The organism is Amycolatopsis sp. AA4, from assembly GCF_002796545.1.
Taxonomy (GTDB): domain Bacteria; phylum Actinomycetota; class Actinomycetes; order Mycobacteriales; family Pseudonocardiaceae; genus Amycolatopsis.
In genome coordinates this window covers 571,184-589,753 of record NZ_CP024894.1, presented here as the reverse complement: position 1 = coordinate 589,753, position 18,570 = coordinate 571,184, and the positions used below count along the sequence as shown (strand labels likewise).

The 18,570-nt window shown below is 67.9% G+C and carries 18 protein-coding genes and 1 pseudogene; 7 read left to right on the top strand and 12 right to left on the bottom strand.

Going from position 1 to position 18,570, the window contains the following annotated elements; genetic code table 11:
• Window positions 1-2: 2 nt before the first annotated feature.
• Window positions 3-539, bottom strand: coding sequence for a DUF4232 domain-containing protein (locus tag CU254_RS02960; protein WP_009072614.1), 537 nt, complete (start codon window positions 537-539; stop codon window positions 3-5).
• Window positions 540-679: 140 nt separating this feature from the next.
• Window positions 680-1,312, bottom strand: a complete 633-nt coding sequence (locus CU254_RS02955; protein WP_037712365.1) for a TetR/AcrR family transcriptional regulator — start codon at window positions 1,310-1,312, stop codon at window positions 680-682.
• A 205-nt stretch (window positions 1,313-1,517) separates the two neighbouring features.
• On the opposite strand from CU254_RS02955, the gene CU254_RS02950 reads away from it, so the two are divergent.
• The 3 genes from CU254_RS02950 to CU254_RS02940 are packed head-to-tail and all read left to right on the top strand — an operon-like array spanning window position 1,518 to window position 4,196.
• Entirely contained in the window at window positions 1,518-2,744 is a 1,227-nt protein-coding gene (locus tag CU254_RS02950) for a cytochrome P450 (protein ID WP_009072609.1), read from the top strand.
• An 11-nt stretch (window positions 2,745-2,755) separates the two neighbouring features.
• On the top strand, window positions 2,756-3,961 hold the full coding sequence (locus tag CU254_RS02945; protein WP_037712364.1) for a cytochrome P450: 1,206 nt from the start codon (window positions 2,756-2,758) through the stop codon (window positions 3,959-3,961).
• Between the two features lie 40 nt (window positions 3,962-4,001).
• Window positions 4,002-4,196, top strand: coding sequence for a ferredoxin (locus CU254_RS02940; protein WP_009072605.1), 195 nt, complete (start codon window positions 4,002-4,004; stop codon window positions 4,194-4,196).
• 183 nt (window positions 4,197-4,379) lie between these two features.
• Here the strand turns inward: CU254_RS02940 and CU254_RS02935 are convergent, their stop codons facing one another.
• Window positions 4,380-5,183 carry a class I SAM-dependent methyltransferase gene (locus CU254_RS02935; RefSeq protein ID WP_009072603.1) on the bottom strand — a complete coding sequence of 268 codons (804 nt, stop codon included), beginning with the start codon at window positions 5,181-5,183 and terminating at the stop codon, window positions 4,380-4,382.
• 51 nt (window positions 5,184-5,234) lie between these two features.
• Between CU254_RS02935 and CU254_RS02930 the strand changes: the two genes are divergently transcribed.
• Window positions 5,235-5,819, top strand: a complete 585-nt coding sequence (locus CU254_RS02930) for a TetR/AcrR family transcriptional regulator (RefSeq protein WP_009072601.1) — start codon at window positions 5,235-5,237, stop codon at window positions 5,817-5,819.
• A gap of 1 nt (window position 5,820) precedes the next feature.
• On the opposite strand, the gene CU254_RS02925 is transcribed toward CU254_RS02930, so the two are convergent.
• The 6 genes from CU254_RS02925 to CU254_RS02900 form a co-directional block, all read right to left on the bottom strand.
• On the bottom strand, window positions 5,821-6,384 hold the full coding sequence (locus CU254_RS02925) for a DUF3995 domain-containing protein (RefSeq protein ID WP_009072599.1): 564 nt from the start codon (window positions 6,382-6,384) through the stop codon (window positions 5,821-5,823).
• Between the two features lie 109 nt (window positions 6,385-6,493).
• Window positions 6,494-7,576, bottom strand: a complete 1,083-nt coding sequence (locus CU254_RS02920) for an ABC transporter ATP-binding protein (protein WP_009072597.1) — start codon at window positions 7,574-7,576, stop codon at window positions 6,494-6,496.
• Between the two features lie 12 nt (window positions 7,577-7,588).
• The gene (locus CU254_RS02915; protein WP_037716491.1) at window positions 7,589-8,377 is read right to left on the bottom strand and encodes a carbohydrate ABC transporter permease; all 789 of its coding nucleotides are present in this window, start codon (window positions 8,375-8,377) and stop codon (window positions 7,589-7,591) included.
• 86 nt (window positions 8,378-8,463) lie between these two features.
• Window positions 8,464-9,396, bottom strand: a complete 933-nt coding sequence (locus CU254_RS02910; protein WP_009072593.1) for a carbohydrate ABC transporter permease — start codon at window positions 9,394-9,396, stop codon at window positions 8,464-8,466.
• On the bottom strand, window positions 9,393-10,733 hold the full coding sequence (locus CU254_RS02905; RefSeq protein ID WP_009072591.1) for a sugar ABC transporter substrate-binding protein: 1,341 nt from the start codon (window positions 10,731-10,733) through the stop codon (window positions 9,393-9,395). Before CU254_RS02905 ends, CU254_RS02910 begins: the two co-directional genes overlap by 4 nt.
• Window positions 10,726-11,733, bottom strand: coding sequence for a zinc-dependent alcohol dehydrogenase family protein (locus CU254_RS02900; protein ID WP_009072589.1), 1,008 nt, complete (start codon window positions 11,731-11,733; stop codon window positions 10,726-10,728). Before CU254_RS02900 ends, CU254_RS02905 begins: the two co-directional genes overlap by 8 nt.
• Window positions 11,734-11,918: 185 nt before the next feature.
• Here CU254_RS02900 and CU254_RS02895 point away from each other — a divergent pair, with 185 nt between their 5' ends.
• Window positions 11,919-12,848: a sugar-binding transcriptional regulator gene (locus CU254_RS02895; RefSeq protein WP_050788383.1), complete on the top strand. Its 930-nt coding sequence runs from the start codon at window positions 11,919-11,921 to the stop codon at window positions 12,846-12,848.
• 5 nt (window positions 12,849-12,853) lie between these two features.
• Here CU254_RS02895 and CU254_RS02890 read toward each other — a convergent pair.
• Window positions 12,854-13,156: pseudogene (locus CU254_RS02890) on the bottom strand (winged helix-turn-helix transcriptional regulator); the annotation flags it as partial.
• A 73-nt stretch (window positions 13,157-13,229) separates the two neighbouring features.
• Here CU254_RS02890 and CU254_RS02885 point away from each other — a divergent pair.
• Window positions 13,230-13,811 (top strand): NAD(P)-binding domain-containing protein, encoded by a 582-nt coding sequence (locus CU254_RS02885; RefSeq protein ID WP_009072583.1) that lies wholly within the window; start codon window positions 13,230-13,232, stop codon window positions 13,809-13,811.
• A gap of 109 nt (window positions 13,812-13,920) precedes the next feature.
• On the opposite strand, the gene CU254_RS02880 is transcribed toward CU254_RS02885, so the two are convergent.
• A complete protein-coding gene (locus CU254_RS02880) occupies window positions 13,921-16,425 on the bottom strand; it encodes an RNA helicase (RefSeq protein ID WP_037712360.1) in 2,505 nt (834 codons plus the stop codon).
• Between the two features lie 154 nt (window positions 16,426-16,579).
• On the opposite strand from CU254_RS02880, the gene CU254_RS02875 reads away from it, so the two are divergent.
• On the top strand, window positions 16,580-17,833 hold the full coding sequence (locus CU254_RS02875; protein WP_009072581.1) for a hypothetical protein: 1,254 nt from the start codon (window positions 16,580-16,582) through the stop codon (window positions 17,831-17,833).
• 5 nt (window positions 17,834-17,838) lie between these two features.
• On the opposite strand, the gene CU254_RS02870 is transcribed toward CU254_RS02875, so the two are convergent.
• On the bottom strand, window positions 17,839-18,543 hold the full coding sequence (locus CU254_RS02870) for an SDR family oxidoreductase (protein WP_009072577.1): 705 nt from the start codon (window positions 18,541-18,543) through the stop codon (window positions 17,839-17,841).
• Between the last annotated feature and the right edge of the window lie 27 nt (window positions 18,544-18,570).

The following is an 18,570-nucleotide window of genomic DNA, read 5'->3' as shown; positions in this document are numbered from 1 at the left end:
CGTTACGCCGCAGGCGCTTCGCCTGCCGTCAGCGTGCCGACGTCGAGGTTGTGGCTGTCCGCGCCGGCGTCTACCGCGCCGAAGGTCCAGTCCACCGTCACGTTCGGGTCGATCGGGTCCCCGTGCGGGTTCGAGTCGGCCGGAGCGGTCACGGTCAGCGCGTTCGGCGTCTGCTGCTCGTCGTCGGACCCGATCGCCGTCCAGTGCAGCGGCACGTATGCCGACGAACCGTTCGCGATCAGCACCGGCGGCGCGTCGGCCGGTGCCTCGTTGTTGACCAGGACGTTGTGCGCGCCGACCAGATTGACGTCGGCCCGGCCGGACAAGACGCACCGCTCGCCCTCGTTCGCGGTGAACTGCAGCGCGGCGTTGCGCTGGCCCGCGCCGGCCCCGCCGTAGACGAGCTTGGTGCTGAACTGGTTCGCCGTGCACGGAAGCGCCGACGAGTCCGCGGTCGCGGCACCAGCCGTCCCGGCGAAGACCGCGGTCGCGCCTCCGGCAACAGCGACCGCGATGGCGATTCGGCGGATGTTCTTCATGATTCGTCCCCTCTCGCGATTTCCGGCGGCTCCGCACCGGCTTCACGAGATAAGACGTCCCCGCCCGGAACGCGATGGCCCGTTGTGAGATCACCCCCGCCTGAGCAACCCCGCAGCGCCCGTCACGTCCAAAGAAGCAGTCAGAGCAAGTCTTCCTTGCCGATCGGCCGCCCCGGCAACGTGGTCGCCGGACCAGCGCGCAGGCCGTCGATCATGATGGCGATGTTGCGGGCCGTGGCCATCTCCGGCGATTTCAACCGGTGCGCGGGCAGCTGGCGGATCAGCCGGGCGAACAGCACCGCGACGTCTCCCGCGCCCACGTCCTTGCGCAGCGTCCCCTCGGCCTGCGCGCGGTCGACCAGCCCTTCGACCTCGAGCAGCACCGCTTCGCGCAGCTGAGCCACCTCGGGGTCGTCCTTGAGAATTTCGTGCGCCCGCTGCGACAACATGGCCAGCTGCATCGACAACTGCAGTTCCGCGCCGTGATACAGCAGCTGCACCAACGCTTCCCACGCCGTCGGCGCTTCCACCGACAGCCGCCGCGCGTGGTCCAGCACGCCCGCGAAGTTGTCCACCGCCACCGCGCGGATCAGCGCGTCGCGGTCCGGGAAGCGCCGGTAGAGCGTGCCCACGCCGACGCCCGCCGCGCGCGCGATCTCCTCCATCGGGACCTCGGGACCGTGGCTGGCGAAGATGACGCGAGCCGCGGCGATGATCTGGTCGCGGTTGCGTTGCGCGTCCGCCCGCAGCGGCGTCTCGGGGTCTGCACTCATGCCCGGCCTTCCCTCTTCCCGGTTGGCGCGCATTCTCGCACGCCGGGCCAGCAGCGCAAACGTGCCAGTGATCGGGAGCGGACAGCAATTGTCACCCCGTTGCTAGTGGACGGCGATCTTCCACTTCGGTACCTTGGGCACTGAACCGGAATGTAATCCTCCACATTCATTCCGTAACGGGGCAAACCCACCACAGGGGGTTCAGATGACCGAAGTCGCCCAGCCCAGCCGCACCCAGCCGGAGCAGGCCGCGTTCCCGATGAAGCGGACGTGCCCCTTCGCGCCGCCGCCGGAATACGACCGGTTCCGCGACGCTCGCGCGCACTACGTCGAGCTCGAACGCAGCGGTCAGCGCGCCTGGGTCCTGCATCGGCACGAGGACCTGCGAGCGATGCTGAACGACCCGCGGTTCAGTTCGGACCGCTTCAACCCCGGCTTCCCGGTCCTGTTCAAAGACGGTCTGCAGCGCCGCCCGAAGCTGCGTCCGTCGCTGATCGGGATGGACGCACCGGAGCACGGCCCGGCCCGGCGCGGGGTCGTCGGCGAGTTCACCGTCAAGCGGATGAAGGCTCTGCAGCCGCGCATCCAGGAAATCGTGGACGAACACCTCGACGCGATGCTGGCCGGCGACCAGACCGCCGACCTGGTGTCCGCGCTGTCGCTTCCGGTGCCGTCGCTGGTGATCTGCGAGCAGCTCGGCGTTCCGTACGCCGACCACGATTTCTTCCAGAAGCACAGCTCGCGGCTCCTCAACCGCGAGATCTCCGCCGACGAGCGCGGCGCCTCGGTCGAAGCGATGCAGAAATACCTGTCCGACCTGGTGTCCGCGAAGGAAACCGCACCGGCGGACGATCTGCTCAGCCGCCAGATCGAGAAGAAGCGCGAGGAAGGCTCCTACGACCACGACGACCTCGTGTCGCTGGCCTTCCTGCTGCTCATCGCCGGGCACGAGACCACCGCGAACATGATTTCGCTCGGCACCGTCGCGTTGCTCGAGAACCCGGACGCGCTCGCCGCGATCAAGGAAGACCCGGGCAAAACCCTCGACGCCGTCGAGGAATTGCTGCGCTATTTCACCATCGCGGAATTCGCCACCACCCGCGTCGCGCTCGAGGACGTGGACATCGCGGGCGTCACCATCAAAGCCGGCGAGGGCGTGCTCGGCCTGAGCTACGCGGCGAACTTCGACCCCGAGGTCTTCCCCGAGCCCGAACAGTTCGACATCTCCCGCGGCGGCCGCCACCACGTCGCGTTCGGCTTCGGCGCGCACCAGTGCCTCGGCCAGAACCTCGCGCGAATGGAACTGCAGATCGTCTTCGACACGCTCTTCCGCCGCATTCCGACGCTGCGTCTCGCCGCGCCGGTCGAGGCGTTGCCGTTCAAACACGACTCCGGCGTCTTCGGGCTGTACTGCCTCCCGGTGGCGTGGTGAAGGGGGAAACGATGACTGCCACTGAAGAACTCCGCATGCCGGTCGCCCGCACCTGCCCGTTCTCGCAGCCGGAGCAGTACGTCCGGATGCGCGAGGCGAGTGCGCTCACCCGCGTGCAGATCCCCGGGGGCAAAGAGGCCTGGGTGGCGTCGCGGCACGAGGAAGCGCGGCAGATCCTCGGCGACCGCCGGTTTTCCTCGGACCGGTTCCTGCCCAATTTCCCGTTCCTGGCCGAGGGCGGGGCCGCGATCCTGACCAACGCCAAGCAGAAGGCCATGATCGGGATGGACGCGCCCGAGCACGGCGAGGCCCGCCGGGAGGTGCTCGGCGAGTTCACCGTGAAGCGGGTCGAGGCGATGCGCCCGCGGATCCAGGAGATCGTCGACGGATTGATCGACGAACTGCTCGCCGGGCCGAAACCGGCGGACCTGGTGGAAAAGCTGTCGCTGCCGGTGCCGTCGCTGGTGATCTGCGAACTGCTCGGCGTCCCGTACGCCGACCACGACTACTTCCAGCAGCGCACGATGGCGCTCATCCGGCGCAGCACCACTGTCGAGGACCGCAAGAAGGCGTCCGAGGAACTGCGCGAGTACCTCAGCGGCCTGGTCTCGGCGAAGGAGAAGGACCCGACCGACGACCTGCTCGGCAGGCAGATCGTCAAACGCCGCGACCAAGGCAACTACGACCACGACGCGATGATCGGGCTGGCGTTCCTGTTGCTGGTCGCCGGGCACGAGACCACGGCGAACATGATTTCGCTCGGCACCATCGGGCTGCTGGAGAACCCCGGACAGCGCGCGACGATCGAGGCCGACCCGGGCAAAACGCTCCTCGCGGTCGAGGAACTGTTGCGCTACTTCACGATCGTCGAAGGCGCGACCGCGCGGGTCGCGACCGAGGACGTCGAGATCGGCGGCGTCACGATCAAAGCCGGCGAGGGCGTGCTCGTGCTGGGCTACGCCGCGAACTGGGATCCGGACGTGTTCGAGAGCCCGGAAAAGCTCGACCTCGAACGCGGCGCGCGCCACCACGTCGCGTTCGGCTTCGGTCCGCACCAGTGCCTCGGCCAGAACCTGGCGCGGATGGAGCTGCAGATCGTGTTCGACACGCTGTTCCGCCGCGTTCCGACGCTGAAGAGCGTGCTGCCGGTCGACGAGATCCCGGTGAAGGAAGACGCCACGATCTTCGGCCTGTACCAGTTGCCGGTGACCTGGTAGAGATCAGAGTGCTCCCACCACAAGCCAGGAAGAGGCCATCATGAAGATCATCGCGGACACCGGCAAGTGCGTCGGCGCGGGCCAGTGCGTGCTCACCGAGCCCGCGCTGTTCGACCAGAGCGAGGAAGACGGCACGGTCATCGTCCTCAACGACACCCCGGACGGCGAGCTGGTCGAGAAGGCGCGCGAGGCCGTGAACATCTGCCCGAGCCAAGCGCTTTCGCTGGAGGAGTGACCCCCTCGTGAGTGTTTATGCCGGTTCTCACCGGCATAAACACTCACGACATCCCTACCACCGCGGCACGCAAGCTGGCGGATGTGCGGGCTGGCGCGCGGGGTGCGGGCTGAGACGGCCCGTCATGCGCCGTCGGGTAGGGGCCTCGTGAGTGGCGATGCCGGTTCTAACCGGCATAAACACTCACGACGGAAGTCGGACGGCGGTCACCGCGGCGGTCGAGTAATTCGTCGTCAGGTGGCCGCCGCGCGCGTCGATCGCGGCGCCGACCTCGGCCAGAATCTGGTCGCGCTGCTCCGGCGTCGCCACGGTGACGCCGCCTTGGGTGGCGAGCAGGTCCAACCACTCGTCGCGGCGGTAATTCTGGGTCCAGTCGTAACGCCAGTTCTCGGCTTTGCCGAACGCGCCGGTCCCGGCCAACCCGACTGCGGCTTTGTCGAGCATCGGCTGATAGGCGTCGGCACTGGGGCTCTTCAGATAGTTGCCGCTGAACGGCGAGTCCGGCATCGCCCGGCGCAACGCGTCCGCCAGCGCGTGCGAAATTTCTTCCGGCGGCAGGAACACGTGCCAGAACGCGACGAACCGGCCGCCCGGACGCAGCACCTGCGCGGCTTTCGCGGCTCCCGCCGCCGGATCGACCCAGTGCCAGGCTTGCCCGGACACGAGCGCGTCGAAGGTTCGTCCGGCCGGGTCCCAATCCTCGAATTTCGCGACCTCGACCGGGAAATCGCGGCGGGCGAACTCCGCCATCCGCACGTCCGGCTCCACGCCGAGCACGACCGCGCCGCGGGCGTGGAATTGCCGCCCTTCGATGCCGGTCCCGCAGCCGACGTTGAGCAGTTCGTTCCCCGGGCTGGCCTCGAGAACGGCGGTCACCAGTTCGTCCGGGTAACGCGGGCGCGCCCGGTCGTAGCGCTCGGGATCGACGCCGAACGACTCCGCCATGGTCCGGTGCTGATGCGGTTCGGGACGGGGTAAAGTGGGCATGCGCCCACCATAGTGGGCAAGCGCCCACTATGGCCAGGAAGGACCGTTAAGTTGCCCACCGGGATCCATCTCCGCGACGTGCGCGCCCAGCTTTTCGACGCCGCGGAGCGGGTTTTGCTGCGCGACGGACCGAGCGGCCTCACCAGTCGCGCTGTCACCACCGAGGCGGATTGCGCGAAGGGCGTGCTGCACCGGCATTTCGAGGATTTCGACGCGTTTCTCGCCGCATTGGTGCTCGACCGGATCCAGCGCCTGGAAGCCCGGGCGGACGACCTGCACGCCGGGACCGGCGACCTGGTCGAGACGGTGGCCGAGGTGCTCACCGAAGTCTTCTCGTCGGTCGCGGTGTCGATCGTCGCCCTGATCACCTTCCGCGACGAACTCCGGCACCGGCTCCGTGCCGCACGGCCGGGTCCGGGGATTCCGCTGGCGACCGACGCGGCACACGTGCTCGCGGATTACCTTGCCGCGGAAAAGGAACTCGGCCGGCTGGCTCCGGATGCGGACGTGCAGACACTCGCCCCGACCCTCATCGGGGCCGGTCACCTGCTCTTCGCCGACCGCACCGGCGAGCCGCCCAGCGAGGAAGCCGTGCGCCAGATGGCGGCCACCGTCCTCGCCGGAGCCCTCCGCTGACTCACCCAATGCCCGTCGCGACCGCGGCCACCGACAGCGCCAACGCACCGAGTGCGCCGACCACTCCGTAACGCGTCAATGTGCGCCGGTCCGCGCAATGCCGGACGTACTGCGCGACGGCCCCGGCGAACGCGAGACCGCCTGCGAGGAACCACGGTCCCCAGAGGTAGAGATACCAGTTGATCAGCTCAGTTGGTTCAACGGCGAAGGCTCCGGTCTTGACCAGCACGCCCTGCACGACGAACAGCCCGCCGTGCCAGGTCAGCAGGATCGCGGCCCCACCGCCGCAGAACACCATCGCCCGGCTGAGCCACTGGCCGCGCGGACGCGTCAGGCCGACTCCGATCACCGCACCGAAAACCTTCAGCAGCCCGGTGATCACCAGGACGGCGACAAACCATGGCACCCGGTCCTGTGCGAGTTTCACCAGGGGCGGCGACACCGTGGACTGCGCACCGAAGGTGCTGCCGGTCGCCCAGACGAAGCTGGGGATCGCGAACACCACTCCCCAGATCGCGGCGGTGTAACCCGGCCACTTGCGCAATTCGGCTTGCTTCAACGACATGCGTCAAGCGTCGTCCGAACCGTGCGAGAAAGGATCGGACGCCAGGGGGAAGCGCCTCCCCCGTGAGAGCTAGGTGTCGGTGCCGGAGACCCGGCACCGACACTCCCGCTCAGCCCAACCGCAGCGTCGTCTTCGGATCGAACGCGTGCGTCTCGCCTTCGCCGCGCAGCGCCACCCGGACGTTGTCGCCGATCCGCGGCGGCGTCCGTCCGTCGACCCGGACCACGAACCGGTCGTCGCCGACCTTGCCGTGCAGGTACGCGTCCGCGCCCAGTTCCTCGACCAGCTCCACGACGAGTTCGAAGCCTTCCTCGGCCTCGCCGACCAGGCGCAGCGACTCCGGCCGGATGCCGAAGACGATCTCCGACAGCCCAGCCGCCGCCGTCCGCACCTCGGTCGGCAGCGGCACGACGAGGTCACCCAGTTGCACGCCACCGTCGGACAGCGGCAGCGTCGCCAGGTTCATCGCCGGCGACCCGATGAACCCGGCCACGAACGAGTTCGCCGGCTTCTCGTACAGCGACCGCGGCGCGTCACATTGCTGCAGCACCCCGTCCTTCAGCACGGCCACCCGGTCGCCCATCGTCATGGCCTCGACCTGGTCGTGGGTCACGTAGATGGTCGTCGTGCCGAGCCGTTGCTGGAGTTTCGCGATGTTGGCCCGGGTTTCGACGCGCAATTTCGCGTCCAGATTGGACAGCGGCTCGTCCATCAGGAACACGCTCGGCTCGCGCACGATCGCCCGGCCCATCGCGACCCGCTGCCGCTGCCCGCCGGACAACGCCTTCGGCTTGCGGTCGAGGAACTTCGACAGATCCAGCATCGCGGCCGCCTCGTCGACCCGCTTCTTGATGTCGGCCGACGAGAAACCGCGCAATTTCAACGCGAAACCCATGTTGTCGGCGACCGTCATGTGCGGGTACAGCGCGTAGGACTGGAACACCATCGCGATGTCCCGGTCCTTCGGCGGCAGGTCGGTGACGTCGCGGTCGCCGATCCGGATCGAGCCTTCGTTGACGTCCTCCAGCCCGGCGAGCATCCGCAGCGCGGTGGACTTGCCCGAGCCGGACGGGCCGACGAGCACGAGAAACTCGCCGTCCGGCACTTCGAGGCTCAACTGGTCGACCGCGCGGACGCCCGGGTTGCCGGGGTAGACACGCGACGCCTGGTCGTAAATCACTTCAGCGGACATCTGCGTTCTCCCTTACTTCACAGCGCCCATGGACAGGCCGCGCACCAGGTGGTTCTGCGCGATCCAGCCCACGATCATCACCGGCAGCGAGGCCAGCAGCGCGGCGGCGGACAGCTGGGCCCAGTACAGGCCCTCGCTGGTGATGAAGCCGACCAGGAACACCGGCACCGTGCCGGCCCGGGCGGCGGTGAGGTTGACCGCGTAGAAGAACTCCGTCCAGGAGAAGATCACGCAGATCAGCGCGGTCGCGGCGATTCCAGGCGCGACCACCGGCATGATGATCTTGCGCAGCAACGTCGGCAGGTTCGCCCCGTCGATCCGCGCCGCCTCGATCATTTCGCCGGGCACTTCCAGGAAGAAGGACCGCATCATCCAGATCGCGAGCGGCAGGTTCATCGCGGTGTACAGGATGATCAGCGCCCACACCGTGTCCAGCAGGTTGGTGTTCTGCGAGATCACGTACAGCGGGATGATCGCCGCGACGATCGGCAGCATTTTGGTCGACAGGAAGAAGCCCAGCGCGTTCTTCGTGCCCTTGACCGGGGCCAGCGACAGCGCGTACGCGGCCGGGATTCCCAGCAGCAGCACGAGCAGCGTCGAAATCACCGTGACGAACGCCGAATTTCCCAGATACGGCAGGAAACCGCTGTTGAGGACGTTCGAGATCTGGTCGAACGTCGGCGTGAAGAACAGCTTCGGCGGATCGGTGTACGCGTCGTTTTCCTGTTTGAACGCGGTGAGAATCATCCACAGCAACGGGAAAACGAACAGGATCGCGATGATCCAGGTCGCGACGGTCAGCGTGCCCGGACCGTAGCGGCGTTTGGTCCGGCGCGGCGGAGGCGGCGCGGTGCCGGTCGCGGCGGTCGAGGCGGTGGCGGTTGCGGTCACTTGACTCCTCCGTCCACGGAAAACGCGCGGAACATCAGCCGCAGCGCGAACGTCGCGACGATCATCGTCAGGATGACCACGACGACGCCCATCGCGGACGACTGTCCGATGTCGAAGCCCTCGAACGCGCGCTGGTAGATGTAGAACGGCAGGTTCGTGCTGGCCGTGCCCGGACCGCCTTGCGTCATCAGGAAAATCGCGTCGAAGCTGTTCACGATGTAGATCGCGCCGAGCAGCGTGGCCAGCTGCAGGAACCGCGACAGGTGCGGCAGAGTGATCGACCCGAAGGTGCGCCAGCGGCTCGCGCCGTCCACCGACGCCGCCTCCAGCACCTCCTTCGACTGGCTCTGCAGCCCGGCGAGGATCAGCAGCGTCATGAACGGCGTCCACTGCCAGATGATCTGCGCCATCACCGCGGCCAGCGGGAATTGCGAAAGCCAGTCGGTGTCGGTGCCGAACACGAAGTGCAGCAGACCGTACGTCGGGTCGAACACCGTGGTCTTCCACAGCAGCGCACCGGCCGCTGGGAGGATCAGGAACGGCGTGATCAGCAGCGTCCGGACGAACCCGCGGCCGAGGAACTTGCGGTCCAGCAGCACCGCGAGCCCGAGTCCGAGCAGCAGCGAAAGGAACACGCAAACCACGGTGAGCACGACGGTGTTCAGCAGTGCGCCGAGGAACGTCGTGTCGGTGAAGACGTCGACGTAGTTGCGGAAGCCGACGAAATGCCGCGAGCCCGGACGCACCAGGTTCCACGACTGGAACGAGTAGAACACGGTGAGCAGGAACGGAATCTGTGTCACCGCGATCACGAAGATCAGCGCGGGAAGCAGCGGCAGCCGCCGCTTCCCGGCCGAACCGGTCACCTTCTTCGCGGCGGGCTTCACGGTCGCCGGCGCGGTTCCGGCGGGGACGGAGAGGGTGCTCATCGCTGCACCTCCTGATACGACTTTCCGACGGATTCCGCGTATTTCTGCGATTGCGCGAGCGCGTCGGCGACGGAGGTCTGACCGGCGATCGCGGCGGACAGCTGCTGGCTGACCCGGGTGCCGAGGTCCTGGAACTCCGGGATCCCGACGAACTGGATGCCCGGGTACGGCACCGGGTTCGCCATCGTCGTCTGCTGGTTGGCCGCCGCGATGCCGTCCAGCGTGGGCTGGGCGTAGGCCTTCGCGGCTTCCTTGTACTGCGGGATCTCGTAGGTCGACTTGCGCGTGCCCGGCGGCACCCGGTTCCAGCCGTAGGTCTCGCCGACCTTCTTCGCGTACTCCTTGTTCGTCATCCACGCCATGAACTTCCAGGCGTCGTCCTTGTTCTTGCCGACCTTCGGGATGCCCAGCGCCCAGGTGTAGAGCCAGCCGCTCGCCTGCGTTTTGTCGACCGGCGCGGCGACGTAACCGTTCTTGCCGCCGACGTGGCTGCTCTTCGGGTCCTCGGTGGTGCCGGTCATCGACGTGGCGTCGTACCACATCGCGGCGTTGCCCTGGGCGTACTTCGTGCCGCATTCGGTGAACCCGGCGCTCGAAGCGCCGACCTCGCCGTGCTCGCGCAGCAGGTTCACGTAGAAGTTCGCCGCCTTGGTGAACTCCGGGCTGGTCAGCTTCGCGTTCCAGTTCTTGTCGAACCATTGCGCGCCGAAGGTGTTCGCGACCGTGGTGAACGGCGCGAGGCTTTCGCCCCAGCCCGGCTTGCCGCGCAGGCAGATTCCGGAAATACCGGCCTGCTTGTCGTCGAGTTTCGCGGCGAAATCGGCGATCTGCTGCCACGTCGGATGAGCCGGCATGGTCAGCCCGGCCTTCTGGAACAGGTCCTTGCGATAGACCACAAAGGACGATTCGCCGTAGAACGGCACCGCGTACATCTGGTTCTCGTACGACAGCGACTGCCGGATGCTCGGGATGAAGTCGGCCTCGTCGTAACCCGGCGTCGCCTTCATGTGCGGTTCGAGGTTCTCCAGCCAGCCGTTGGCCGCCCATTGCGGAGCCTCGTAATTGCTGATCATCACCACGTCGAACTCGCCGCCCTGGGTGGCGGTGGACGCGGTGATCTTCGCCCTGGCCTCGTTTTCCGGCAGGGAAACGAACTTGAGCTTGATCCCGGGGTTGGCCTGCTCGAACTCGCCCTTGAGCGAGATGGCGTCCTTCATCTGCGGATTGGACACGATCGCGACGACCAGTGTCCGCCCGCCGGTGCCGAGCGCCCCGGCTCCGGCGCATCCCGTCACTAACAACGCTGTCGCGGCAAGGAGGCACAGGAGTTTACGCACGGCCGCCACCTCCGGGCAGCACCTGGATCTTGAGGCCGGACCCGCTGCGCATTTTCGCCAGTGCCTCGGGGTACTGCTCGAGCGGCAGGGTGTCGGTGATCAGCGCTTCGGTGTCGATGTAGCCGTTCGCGACCAGGTCGAGCGCGTTGCCGTAGCTGTTCAGCACCGCCATCGAACCGACGATGGTGATCTCGTCGTTGTAGATGCGGAACGGCGAAAGCGCGACGCGTGCTTCGGCCGGAGCGACGCCGAACACGAGCAACCGGCCACCGCGGTGCAGCGCGTTGAAGGCGGCCTCGATGGCGGGTGCCGCACCGGTGCAGTCCACGGCTGCGTCGAAGCGTTCATCGTCCAATTCGGACACATCGGAAGCCACCGCGGCCGCGCCGAGGTCAGTCGCGCGAGGCAGCCGGTCGGCGTTGCGGTCGACCATCGTCACGTGCGCGCCCGCCCGGAGCAGGAGCTGCTGCATGATCAGGCCCATCGTGCCCGCGCCGACCACGAGGAAGCGTTCGCCCGCCTCCACGCCGATCCGGCGCACGCCGTGCACCGCGCAGGAAACGGGTTCGACCAGCGCGCCTTGTTCCCAGGTCATCGCGTCGGGTATCCGGTAGCAGGTGTCCGCGGGCACCGCCACGTACTCGGCGAACGCGCCGTTGACCGTGTCGCCGGTCGCGTTCCAGTTCGCGCAGAGGTTGCCGTGCCCGGACCGGCACGGCGTGCAGTATCCGCAGTAGATCGACGGGTCGACCGCGACCCGGTCGCCGACCTTCCATTCGGCGGGCACGTCCGCGCCCAGTTCGACGATCTCCCCGGAGAACTCGTGCCCGGGGACGATGGGATACGGGGTCGGGGGGAAATGCCCGTCGGCGATGTGCAGGTCCGTGCCGCAGATCCCGCAGGCACCCACCTTCACGACGACCTGGCGCTCCCCGGGCTTCGGATCGGGAACCTCGCCGACCCGGATCTCCCCGGGCCGGTCCACGATCGCGGCGCGCATGCCTCATCACCTTCCAAGATGCTCATTTGAGCGATATTGACTTATGCCGTAGGTAACATGCGTAGGCATTACAGGCCCCTGCCTGCGGATCCGTCAACCAGCAAAGCTCATTTTTGCGCTATCCTGCTCATGTGAGCAGGAAAAAGGGGCCACTGCCGCTGACCGAGACGCTGCTGCTGGCCACCATGGCCAGGCGGTTCTACGTGCAGGGCGCGTCGAAACTGGAGATCGCCGACGAGTTCGGCATGAGCCGGTTCAAGGTCGCGCGGATGCTGGACACGGCACTCGAGTCCGGGCTGGTGCGGATCGAGTTCGACCTGCCCGCTCCGATCGACGTGCAGCTGTCCGACGACCTCCGCCGCGCCTACCGGCTGGACCGCGTGCTCGTGCTCGAACGAGCATCCGAAAAGGAGCCGAGGGAGGTCGTCCGCAAGCAGGTCGGCGCGCTGGCCGCCCGGCTGCTGGAGGAGATCGCGACCCCGGACGACGTCATCGGGCTGGCCTGGGCGCGGTCGGTCAACGCGATGACCGAGGCGATCCGGACCCTGCCGCGCTGCCCGATCGTGCAGTTGTGCGGGGTGCAGGCCGGGATGGACATGCGCGGCCGTTCGGTGGAGACGGTCAGCCGCGTGACGTCGGTGTCCGGCGGCGATTCGTACCCGATCTTCGGCCCGCTCGTCCTGCCCGACCGGCGGACCACCGAGATCCTGCGCCACCAGCCGGGCATCGCGGAAACGTTCGCGCAGTTCGGAAAACTCACCAAGGCCGTGGTGAGCATCGGTTCCTGGGAGGCCGGGGAATCCACCGTGTACGACGCGCTGGACGAGGCCGAACGCGCCGCCATCGCGGCCCGGGGCGCGACCGCCGAGGTCGCCGCGCGGCTGTTCGACGCGGACGGCAACTCGCTCGGCACCGGGCTGGCGCACCACGTGCTCGCGATCAGCCACGAGGAGCTGATGGCGGTCCCCGAGGTGATCGCGATCGGTTACAGCCAGCCGAAAGCCGAGGCGGTGGACGCGGTGCTGCGGTCCGGGCTGGTTTCGACGCTGGTCACCGACGCCGCGGCGGCCGTGCCGCTGCTGGAGCTGGCGCGAGCCAGGCCGTTGCCCTCGTGAGCGAGCTGCGCTTCGAGCACCTGGTCGCCGTACTCCGCCGCCCAGCGCCCGAATCCCTCGATCGGACCGAGAAAACTCACGCCTAGCTCGGTGAGCTGATACGCCCCGTCCGCGCGTTCGACGAGCCCGTCGCGTTCCAGCTTGCGCACTGCTTCGGTGAGCACCTTCGCACTGATCCCGCCGATGCGCGTGCGCAGTTCACCGTGCCGCAGCGGGCCGTTCTTCAACGTCCACAGCACGACCGGATGCCAGGTGTTCGCCACCAGGTCGAACGCGAGCCGGGTACGGCAGTCGGCGATGAACTCCATGGTTACCTTTCGGTTCCTGCCCTGGTCCATAACGTCGCTTCCGTACAACCACGCGACGACAGGAGACCTTCCCATGCGCATCGCCCTCTTCGGCACCGGCGGCATGGCTTCCGCCCTCGGCGGCCAATGGACCCGGCACGACCTGACCGTTTCCGGCCGCTCCCCCGAGGGTGCGGCCGCCTTGGCCGCCGAACTCGGCGCCGAGGTCCTGGACTGGGCCGACGCCGCCGCCCGAGCGGACGCCATCCTGCTCGCCGTCCCCTCCACCGCCCTCGAAGCCCTGCTCACCCCGCTCGACCTCACCGGCAAAGTCCTCCTCGACTGCACCAACACCCCCGGCGCGACCGGTGAACCGGTGGCCGCGCGGATCGCCGAATACGCTCCCGGCGCTTCGGTGGTGAAGGCGTTCAACCTCGCCCATGTGGACGTCTGGCGGATGACTCCGCCGCTATTCGAAGGCCGTCCGCTCGGGGTCCCGCTGTGCGGTGCTCCCGAGGCGGTCGCCGTGGCAACGGAGCTGGTCCAGGATCTGGGCTGCACTCCCCTGCCCGCGGGCGGCCTGGAGCGGGCCGCCCTGTTGGAAGCCGCCGCGGGGCTGGCGATCGGTCTGTGGTTCGACGGGTTGGACGCGCGTTCCATGCTCATGGCGAGCTGATCGGCCTGCCCCGGACCAGATTTCCCTTGCTGTCAAAGGTGTTCGAGGCCGTGCGGGAGCGCTGGCTCAGGGTTCCCGCCCGGACCGCCCGAATCCCGGCCAAGCGTCCTCAGAACTGATTCACGTCCACGATCCGCACCACCGCACTGCCCACCTCGTCCGAGGCGCGCAGATCGACCTCCGCGCTGATCCCCCAGTCATGATCTCCGGCGGGATCGTCGAAGATCTGCCGCACCCGCCACACATCCGGTTCCTGCTCGATCAGCAGCAAAGCCGGACCACGCGCGTCCGGCCCAATACCGAGCGAATCGTGTTCGTCGAAATAGTCCTCGATCGCGTCTTCCCAGGCGTCGGCGTCCCAGCCGGATGCGGCGTCCAGCGCGCCCAGCTCGTCGTACGCCCGGCGCGAGGCCAGCTCCACCCGGCGGAACAGTTCGTTGCGCACCAGCACGCGGAACGCCCGCTCGTTGCGCGTGACCGCGGGCGGCTCGGGCGGCGGCCGGTGCGACACCGGGCCTTCCTCGTCCGGATGCCGCAGCGCTTCCCATTCGTCCAGCAGGCTCGAGTCGACCTGGCGCACCAATTCGCCGAGCCATTCGATGAGATCCTGCAGCGATTCGGTTTTCGCCTCGTCCGGCACGGTGTGCCGCAACGCGTCGTAGGTGTCGGCGAGGTAGCGCAGCACCAACCCCTCGGAACGCGCGAGCTGATAGAAGCCCACGTATTCCACGAAGTTCATCGCGCGCTCGTACATGTCGCGCACCACCGATTTCGGCGACAGCTCGTAATCCGCCACCCACGGATGTCCGGCGCGATACGACTGGTAGGCCGCGTTGAGCAGCTCCTCCAACGGTTTCGGATACGTGACGGACTCGAGCAGCTCCATCCGCTCGTCGTACTCGATGCCGTCGGCCTTCATCGCCTGCACGGCCTCGCCGCGCGCCTTGAACTGCTGCTGCGACAGCACCGGCCGCGGGTTGTCCACTGTGGATTCCACAATGGACACCACGTCCAGGGCGTACGACGGCGACTCCATGTCCAGCAGTTCGATGGCAGCCAAGGCGAACGGCGAAAGCGGCTGGTTCAACGCGAAATCGAACTGCAGGTCCACCGTCAAGCGGACAATGCGGCCTTCGGCGTCCGGTTCGGGCAGTTTTTCCACGACCCCGGCGGCGAGCAGCGAACGATAGATCTCGATCGCCCGCAGGATCAGCTTCCGCTGCGTCGGACGGTCCGAATGGTTGTCCTCCAGCAGGTGCCGCATCGCGTCGAACGCGTTGCCCGGCCGCGAAATCACGTTCAGCAGCATCGAGTGGCTGACCTGGAAGCTGGACGTGAGCGGTTCCGGCTCGGCCGCGATCAGCCGGTCGAACGTGCTCTCGGTCCAGTTGACGAAACCCTCCGGCGCTTTCTTCCGGACGATCTTCTTTTTCTTCTTCGGGTCGTCGCCCGCCTTCTCCAGCGCCTTCGCGTTCTCCACCACGTGATCCGGCGCCTGCACGACGACGTACCCGTCGGTGTCGTACCCGGCGCGGCCCGCGCGTCCGGCGATCTGGTGGAACTCGCGCGCCTTCAAATGCCGCTGCCGCACGCCGTCGTACTTCGTCAGCGCCGAGAACACCACGGTCCGGATCGGCACGTTGATGCCGACGCCGAGAGTGTCCGTCCCGCAGATCACCTTCAGCAGCCCGGACTGCGCGAGCGTTTCGACCAGCCGCCGGTACTTCGGCAGCATGCCCGCGTGGTGCACGCCGATGCCGTGCCGCACGAGCCGCGAGAGCGTCTTGCCGAACCCGGCGGAGAACCGGAAGTCGCCGAGCAGGTCGGCGATCGCCTCCTTCTCCGCCTTGGTGGTGACGTTGATGCTCATCAGCGTCTGCGCCCGCTCGATGGCCGCGGCCTGCGAGAAATGCACGACATACACCGGCGCCTGACCGCCGTTGAGCAGCTCGGACATCGTCTCGTGCAGCGGCGTGAGCGCGTACCGGAAGGTCAGCGGCACCGGCCGCTGCGCCGAAGTGACCACCGCGGTCGGCCGTCCGGTCCGCCGGGTCAGGTCCTTTTCGAAGAACGAAACGTCGCCGAGCGTGGCCGACATGAGCACGAACTGCGCGTTCGGCAGCTCGATCAGCGGGACCTGCCACGCCCAGCCGCGGTCCGGTTCCGAATAGAAGTGGAACTCGTCCGCGACGACCTGGCCGACCGGGGCGCCGGCGCCGTCGCGCAACGCGATGTTCGCCAAGATTTCCGCCGTGCAGCAGATGATCGGGGCGTCGGCGTTGACGCTCGAATCACCGGTCATCATGCCGACCTGATCAGCCCCGAAGATCTCGATGAGCTGGAAGAACTTCTCCGAGACCAGCGCCTTGATCGGCGCGGTGTAAAAACTGCGTTTGCCGTGGGCGAGCGCGGTGAAGTGGGCGCCGACCGCGACGAGGCTTTTGCCGGAACCGGTCGGGGTCGACAGGATGACGTTGGCCCCGGAGACGACCTCGATCACCGCCTCCTCCTGCGCCGGATACAGCTCGATCCCCCGTTCGGCCGTCCACGTCGTGAAGGCTTCGAACAGGGCATCTGCGTCGGGATCCGCTGGCAGGAGGTCGGTGAGAGTCATCGCGGGGCCTATCGTGCCATCCCGGGCCCGGCCGCAGGTGCAGGGGAGATCGCGGGCACTTGCCCCAACCCGTAGGCTTCCGGTACCGCGCGTCGCCGGAGGGGCCACAGGCAGGCGGGCGCGCACACGGGCGGTACTCGCGGAGGATTCGGCAATGGCACAGGACATCATCCCGATCGAGCTCGGGCTGCCGCAGGGCGACGTGGTCACCCTCTGGGCCCCGCGGTGGCGGGAGGACGGCGAGGAGTGGGAAGCGTTCCTCGGCGACGAGGACGACCTGTACGCCTTCCCGGACGCCGCCCACCTGGCCGCCTTCGTGCGCACGGCCGAGCAGCACGACCTGCTCGACCACCCGGCGTGGGACGCGGTGCCGGCGCTGAACGTGCCCGAGCTGATCCCGGACGACGACCACTCCTACGACCTCGTCGGCGTGCCCGAGCTGGTCGCCGAGGAGCCGGACTCGTGGACGATCGGCGAGCTGGCCGAGATCGTCGGCATCGTCCGTTCGCTCGCCGACGTGTGCGAGCTGGACGAGGTGCACGAGGTGCTCGACGCGTACGAGGGCTTCTCGCTGCTGGAGCAGGGCCGGCTGCCGTTCACCGGGCGCGAGGGCGAAGCGCTGTGGAACGACCTGTCGAAGGCCGTCTCCGAGAAGTGGGACACGGTGCTCGACGCGATCGACAACCTGGTGACCGTGCCGGACGTCGACGCCGCGGTGCTGGAGCAGACCGCCGAGGAGCTGGCCGCCTTCCACGAGGAATCCGCCGAGGCGGAGGCCGGGGAAGAGGACGGCGGACCGGAGGACCTCGAAGCGGTCGACGCCGACGACGAGGACGCCGAGGACGAGCCGGTCGGCTTCTGGGGCGAGGTCGGCATCGACCCGATCAAGATCGTCACGTCCGGCGCGGAGTACTACACGCTGCGCTGCTACCTCGACGACAAGCCGGTGTTCCTCGGCAGCGAGGGCGAGATCGACGTGTTCGGCTCGCCGAAGGCGCTGCTCAAGGCGATCAAGGCGGGCGACGAGCTGGCCGACACCGACCTCGCCGGCGTGTCCACTTGGGACGAGGTGCGCGAGAAGGCGGCGGCCGACGAACTGGAGATCGAGGTCGACCCGGACAACACCTACGTGTTCCCCGGCCTCGACGAGGACATCGCCGAGGGCCCGGAGTCGATCGACCCGACCCAGCTGGAACTGGCCGTCGAGCTGATCACCGACGCCGCCGAATGGGCGGGCGACGACACCGTCGAAACCGCGCTGGCGGCCAACGAAAGCCTCGGCTGGCTCGTGTCGTTCGTGCTCCGGCCGGACCCGAGCCGGCTCGAGCCGAGCGCGCCGTTCGACACCGAGCAGAGCGCCTGGCGCAAGCTGGTGGAGGACTTCGAGAACCGCCTCACGGTGGTCTGAACCTGCTAGAGGGCGTCGAACACGCTCTCGGCCGGGTCCCCGGCGGAGAACATCTTCCAGGCGACGCCGGCGATCGCATCCGGATTCAGGGTGTGACCGCCAGCGTCGCCGTATTTTTCCCGCTGCGACACGACCATCCGGTGGATGTCGCCGCGTTCGACCAGTCCGCCGATGATGAGGCTGCCCGCGTACACGCCGGTCCCGGCCAGCCTCTCGTGCAGCGTCCGCGCGTAGTTCCGCAGCGCCGCTGACGACACCGCGAGCGCGCCGAGCGCGGGCATCGGCCGCACCGCGCTGAGCCCGCCGGCGAACAGGAATCCGCCGCGGCCGCGCTCCAGCATGCCCGGCAGCAGGGTGCCGACCACCTCGACCGCCGGATACACCCAGCTCATCGCCTTCTCGACGGCATCGACGGTCGCGTCGGTGATGTCCGTGGGCATGCTGTCCGGTTCGATCGCGGCCGGGCCGTAGTAGGCGACGTCGATGCGGCCGAACCGTTCGGCGATCTGGTCGAGCGTCGCTCCGATTCCATTCCGGACGTCGCCGACGAACGCTTCCGCGTTGTCGAGTTCGGCCAGGTAGGCGGGATGCCGCTCAGCGGAACGCGAAACGAGCGCGATTTGGTACCCCTCGTCGGCGAACCGGCGGGCCATCGACATCCCGAGGCCGGGTCCGATTCCGAGCACGACAGCGGTCGGTCGGGTGGTCATGGCGTGGTTCCTTCCCCAGAGATAAAC

Excerpts from the sequence above, each read along its gene's own strand:
- CU254_RS02910 (WP_009072593.1), bottom strand. The coding sequence starts at position 9,396 with ATGAGCACCCTCTCCGTCCCCGCCGGAACCGCGCCGGCGACCGTGAAG.
- CU254_RS02960 (WP_009072614.1), bottom strand. The coding sequence starts at position 539 with ATGAAGAACATCCGCCGAATCGCCATCGCGGTCGCTGTTGCCGGAGGC.
- CU254_RS02925 (WP_009072599.1), bottom strand. The coding sequence starts at position 6,384 with ATGTCGTTGAAGCAAGCCGAATTGCGCAAGTGGCCGGGTTACACCGCC.
- CU254_RS02955 (WP_037712365.1), bottom strand. The coding sequence starts at position 1,312 with ATGAGTGCAGACCCCGAGACGCCGCTGCGGGCGGACGCGCAACGCAAC.
- CU254_RS02950 (WP_009072609.1), top strand. The coding sequence starts at position 1,518 with ATGACCGAAGTCGCCCAGCCCAGCCGCACCCAGCCGGAGCAGGCCGCG.
- CU254_RS02900 (WP_009072589.1), bottom strand. The coding sequence starts at position 11,733 with ATGCGCGCCGCGATCGTGGACCGGCCCGGGGAGATCCGGGTCGGCGAG.
- CU254_RS02880 (WP_037712360.1), bottom strand. The coding sequence starts at position 16,425 with ATGACTCTCACCGACCTCCTGCCAGCGGATCCCGACGCAGATGCCCTG.
- CU254_RS02895 (WP_050788383.1), top strand. The coding sequence starts at position 11,919 with ATGGCCAGGCGGTTCTACGTGCAGGGCGCGTCGAAACTGGAGATCGCC.
- CU254_RS02875 (WP_009072581.1), top strand. The coding sequence starts at position 16,580 with ATGGCACAGGACATCATCCCGATCGAGCTCGGGCTGCCGCAGGGCGAC.
- CU254_RS02935 (WP_009072603.1), bottom strand. The coding sequence starts at position 5,183 with ATGCCCACTTTACCCCGTCCCGAACCGCATCAGCACCGGACCATGGCG.
- CU254_RS02920 (WP_009072597.1), bottom strand. The coding sequence starts at position 7,576 with ATGTCCGCTGAAGTGATTTACGACCAGGCGTCGCGTGTCTACCCCGGC.
- CU254_RS02945 (WP_037712364.1), top strand. The coding sequence starts at position 2,756 with ATGACTGCCACTGAAGAACTCCGCATGCCGGTCGCCCGCACCTGCCCG.
- CU254_RS02940 (WP_009072605.1), top strand. The coding sequence starts at position 4,002 with ATGAAGATCATCGCGGACACCGGCAAGTGCGTCGGCGCGGGCCAGTGC.
- CU254_RS02870 (WP_009072577.1), bottom strand. The coding sequence starts at position 18,543 with ATGACCACCCGACCGACCGCTGTCGTGCTCGGAATCGGACCCGGCCTC.
- CU254_RS02885 (WP_009072583.1), top strand. The coding sequence starts at position 13,230 with ATGCGCATCGCCCTCTTCGGCACCGGCGGCATGGCTTCCGCCCTCGGC.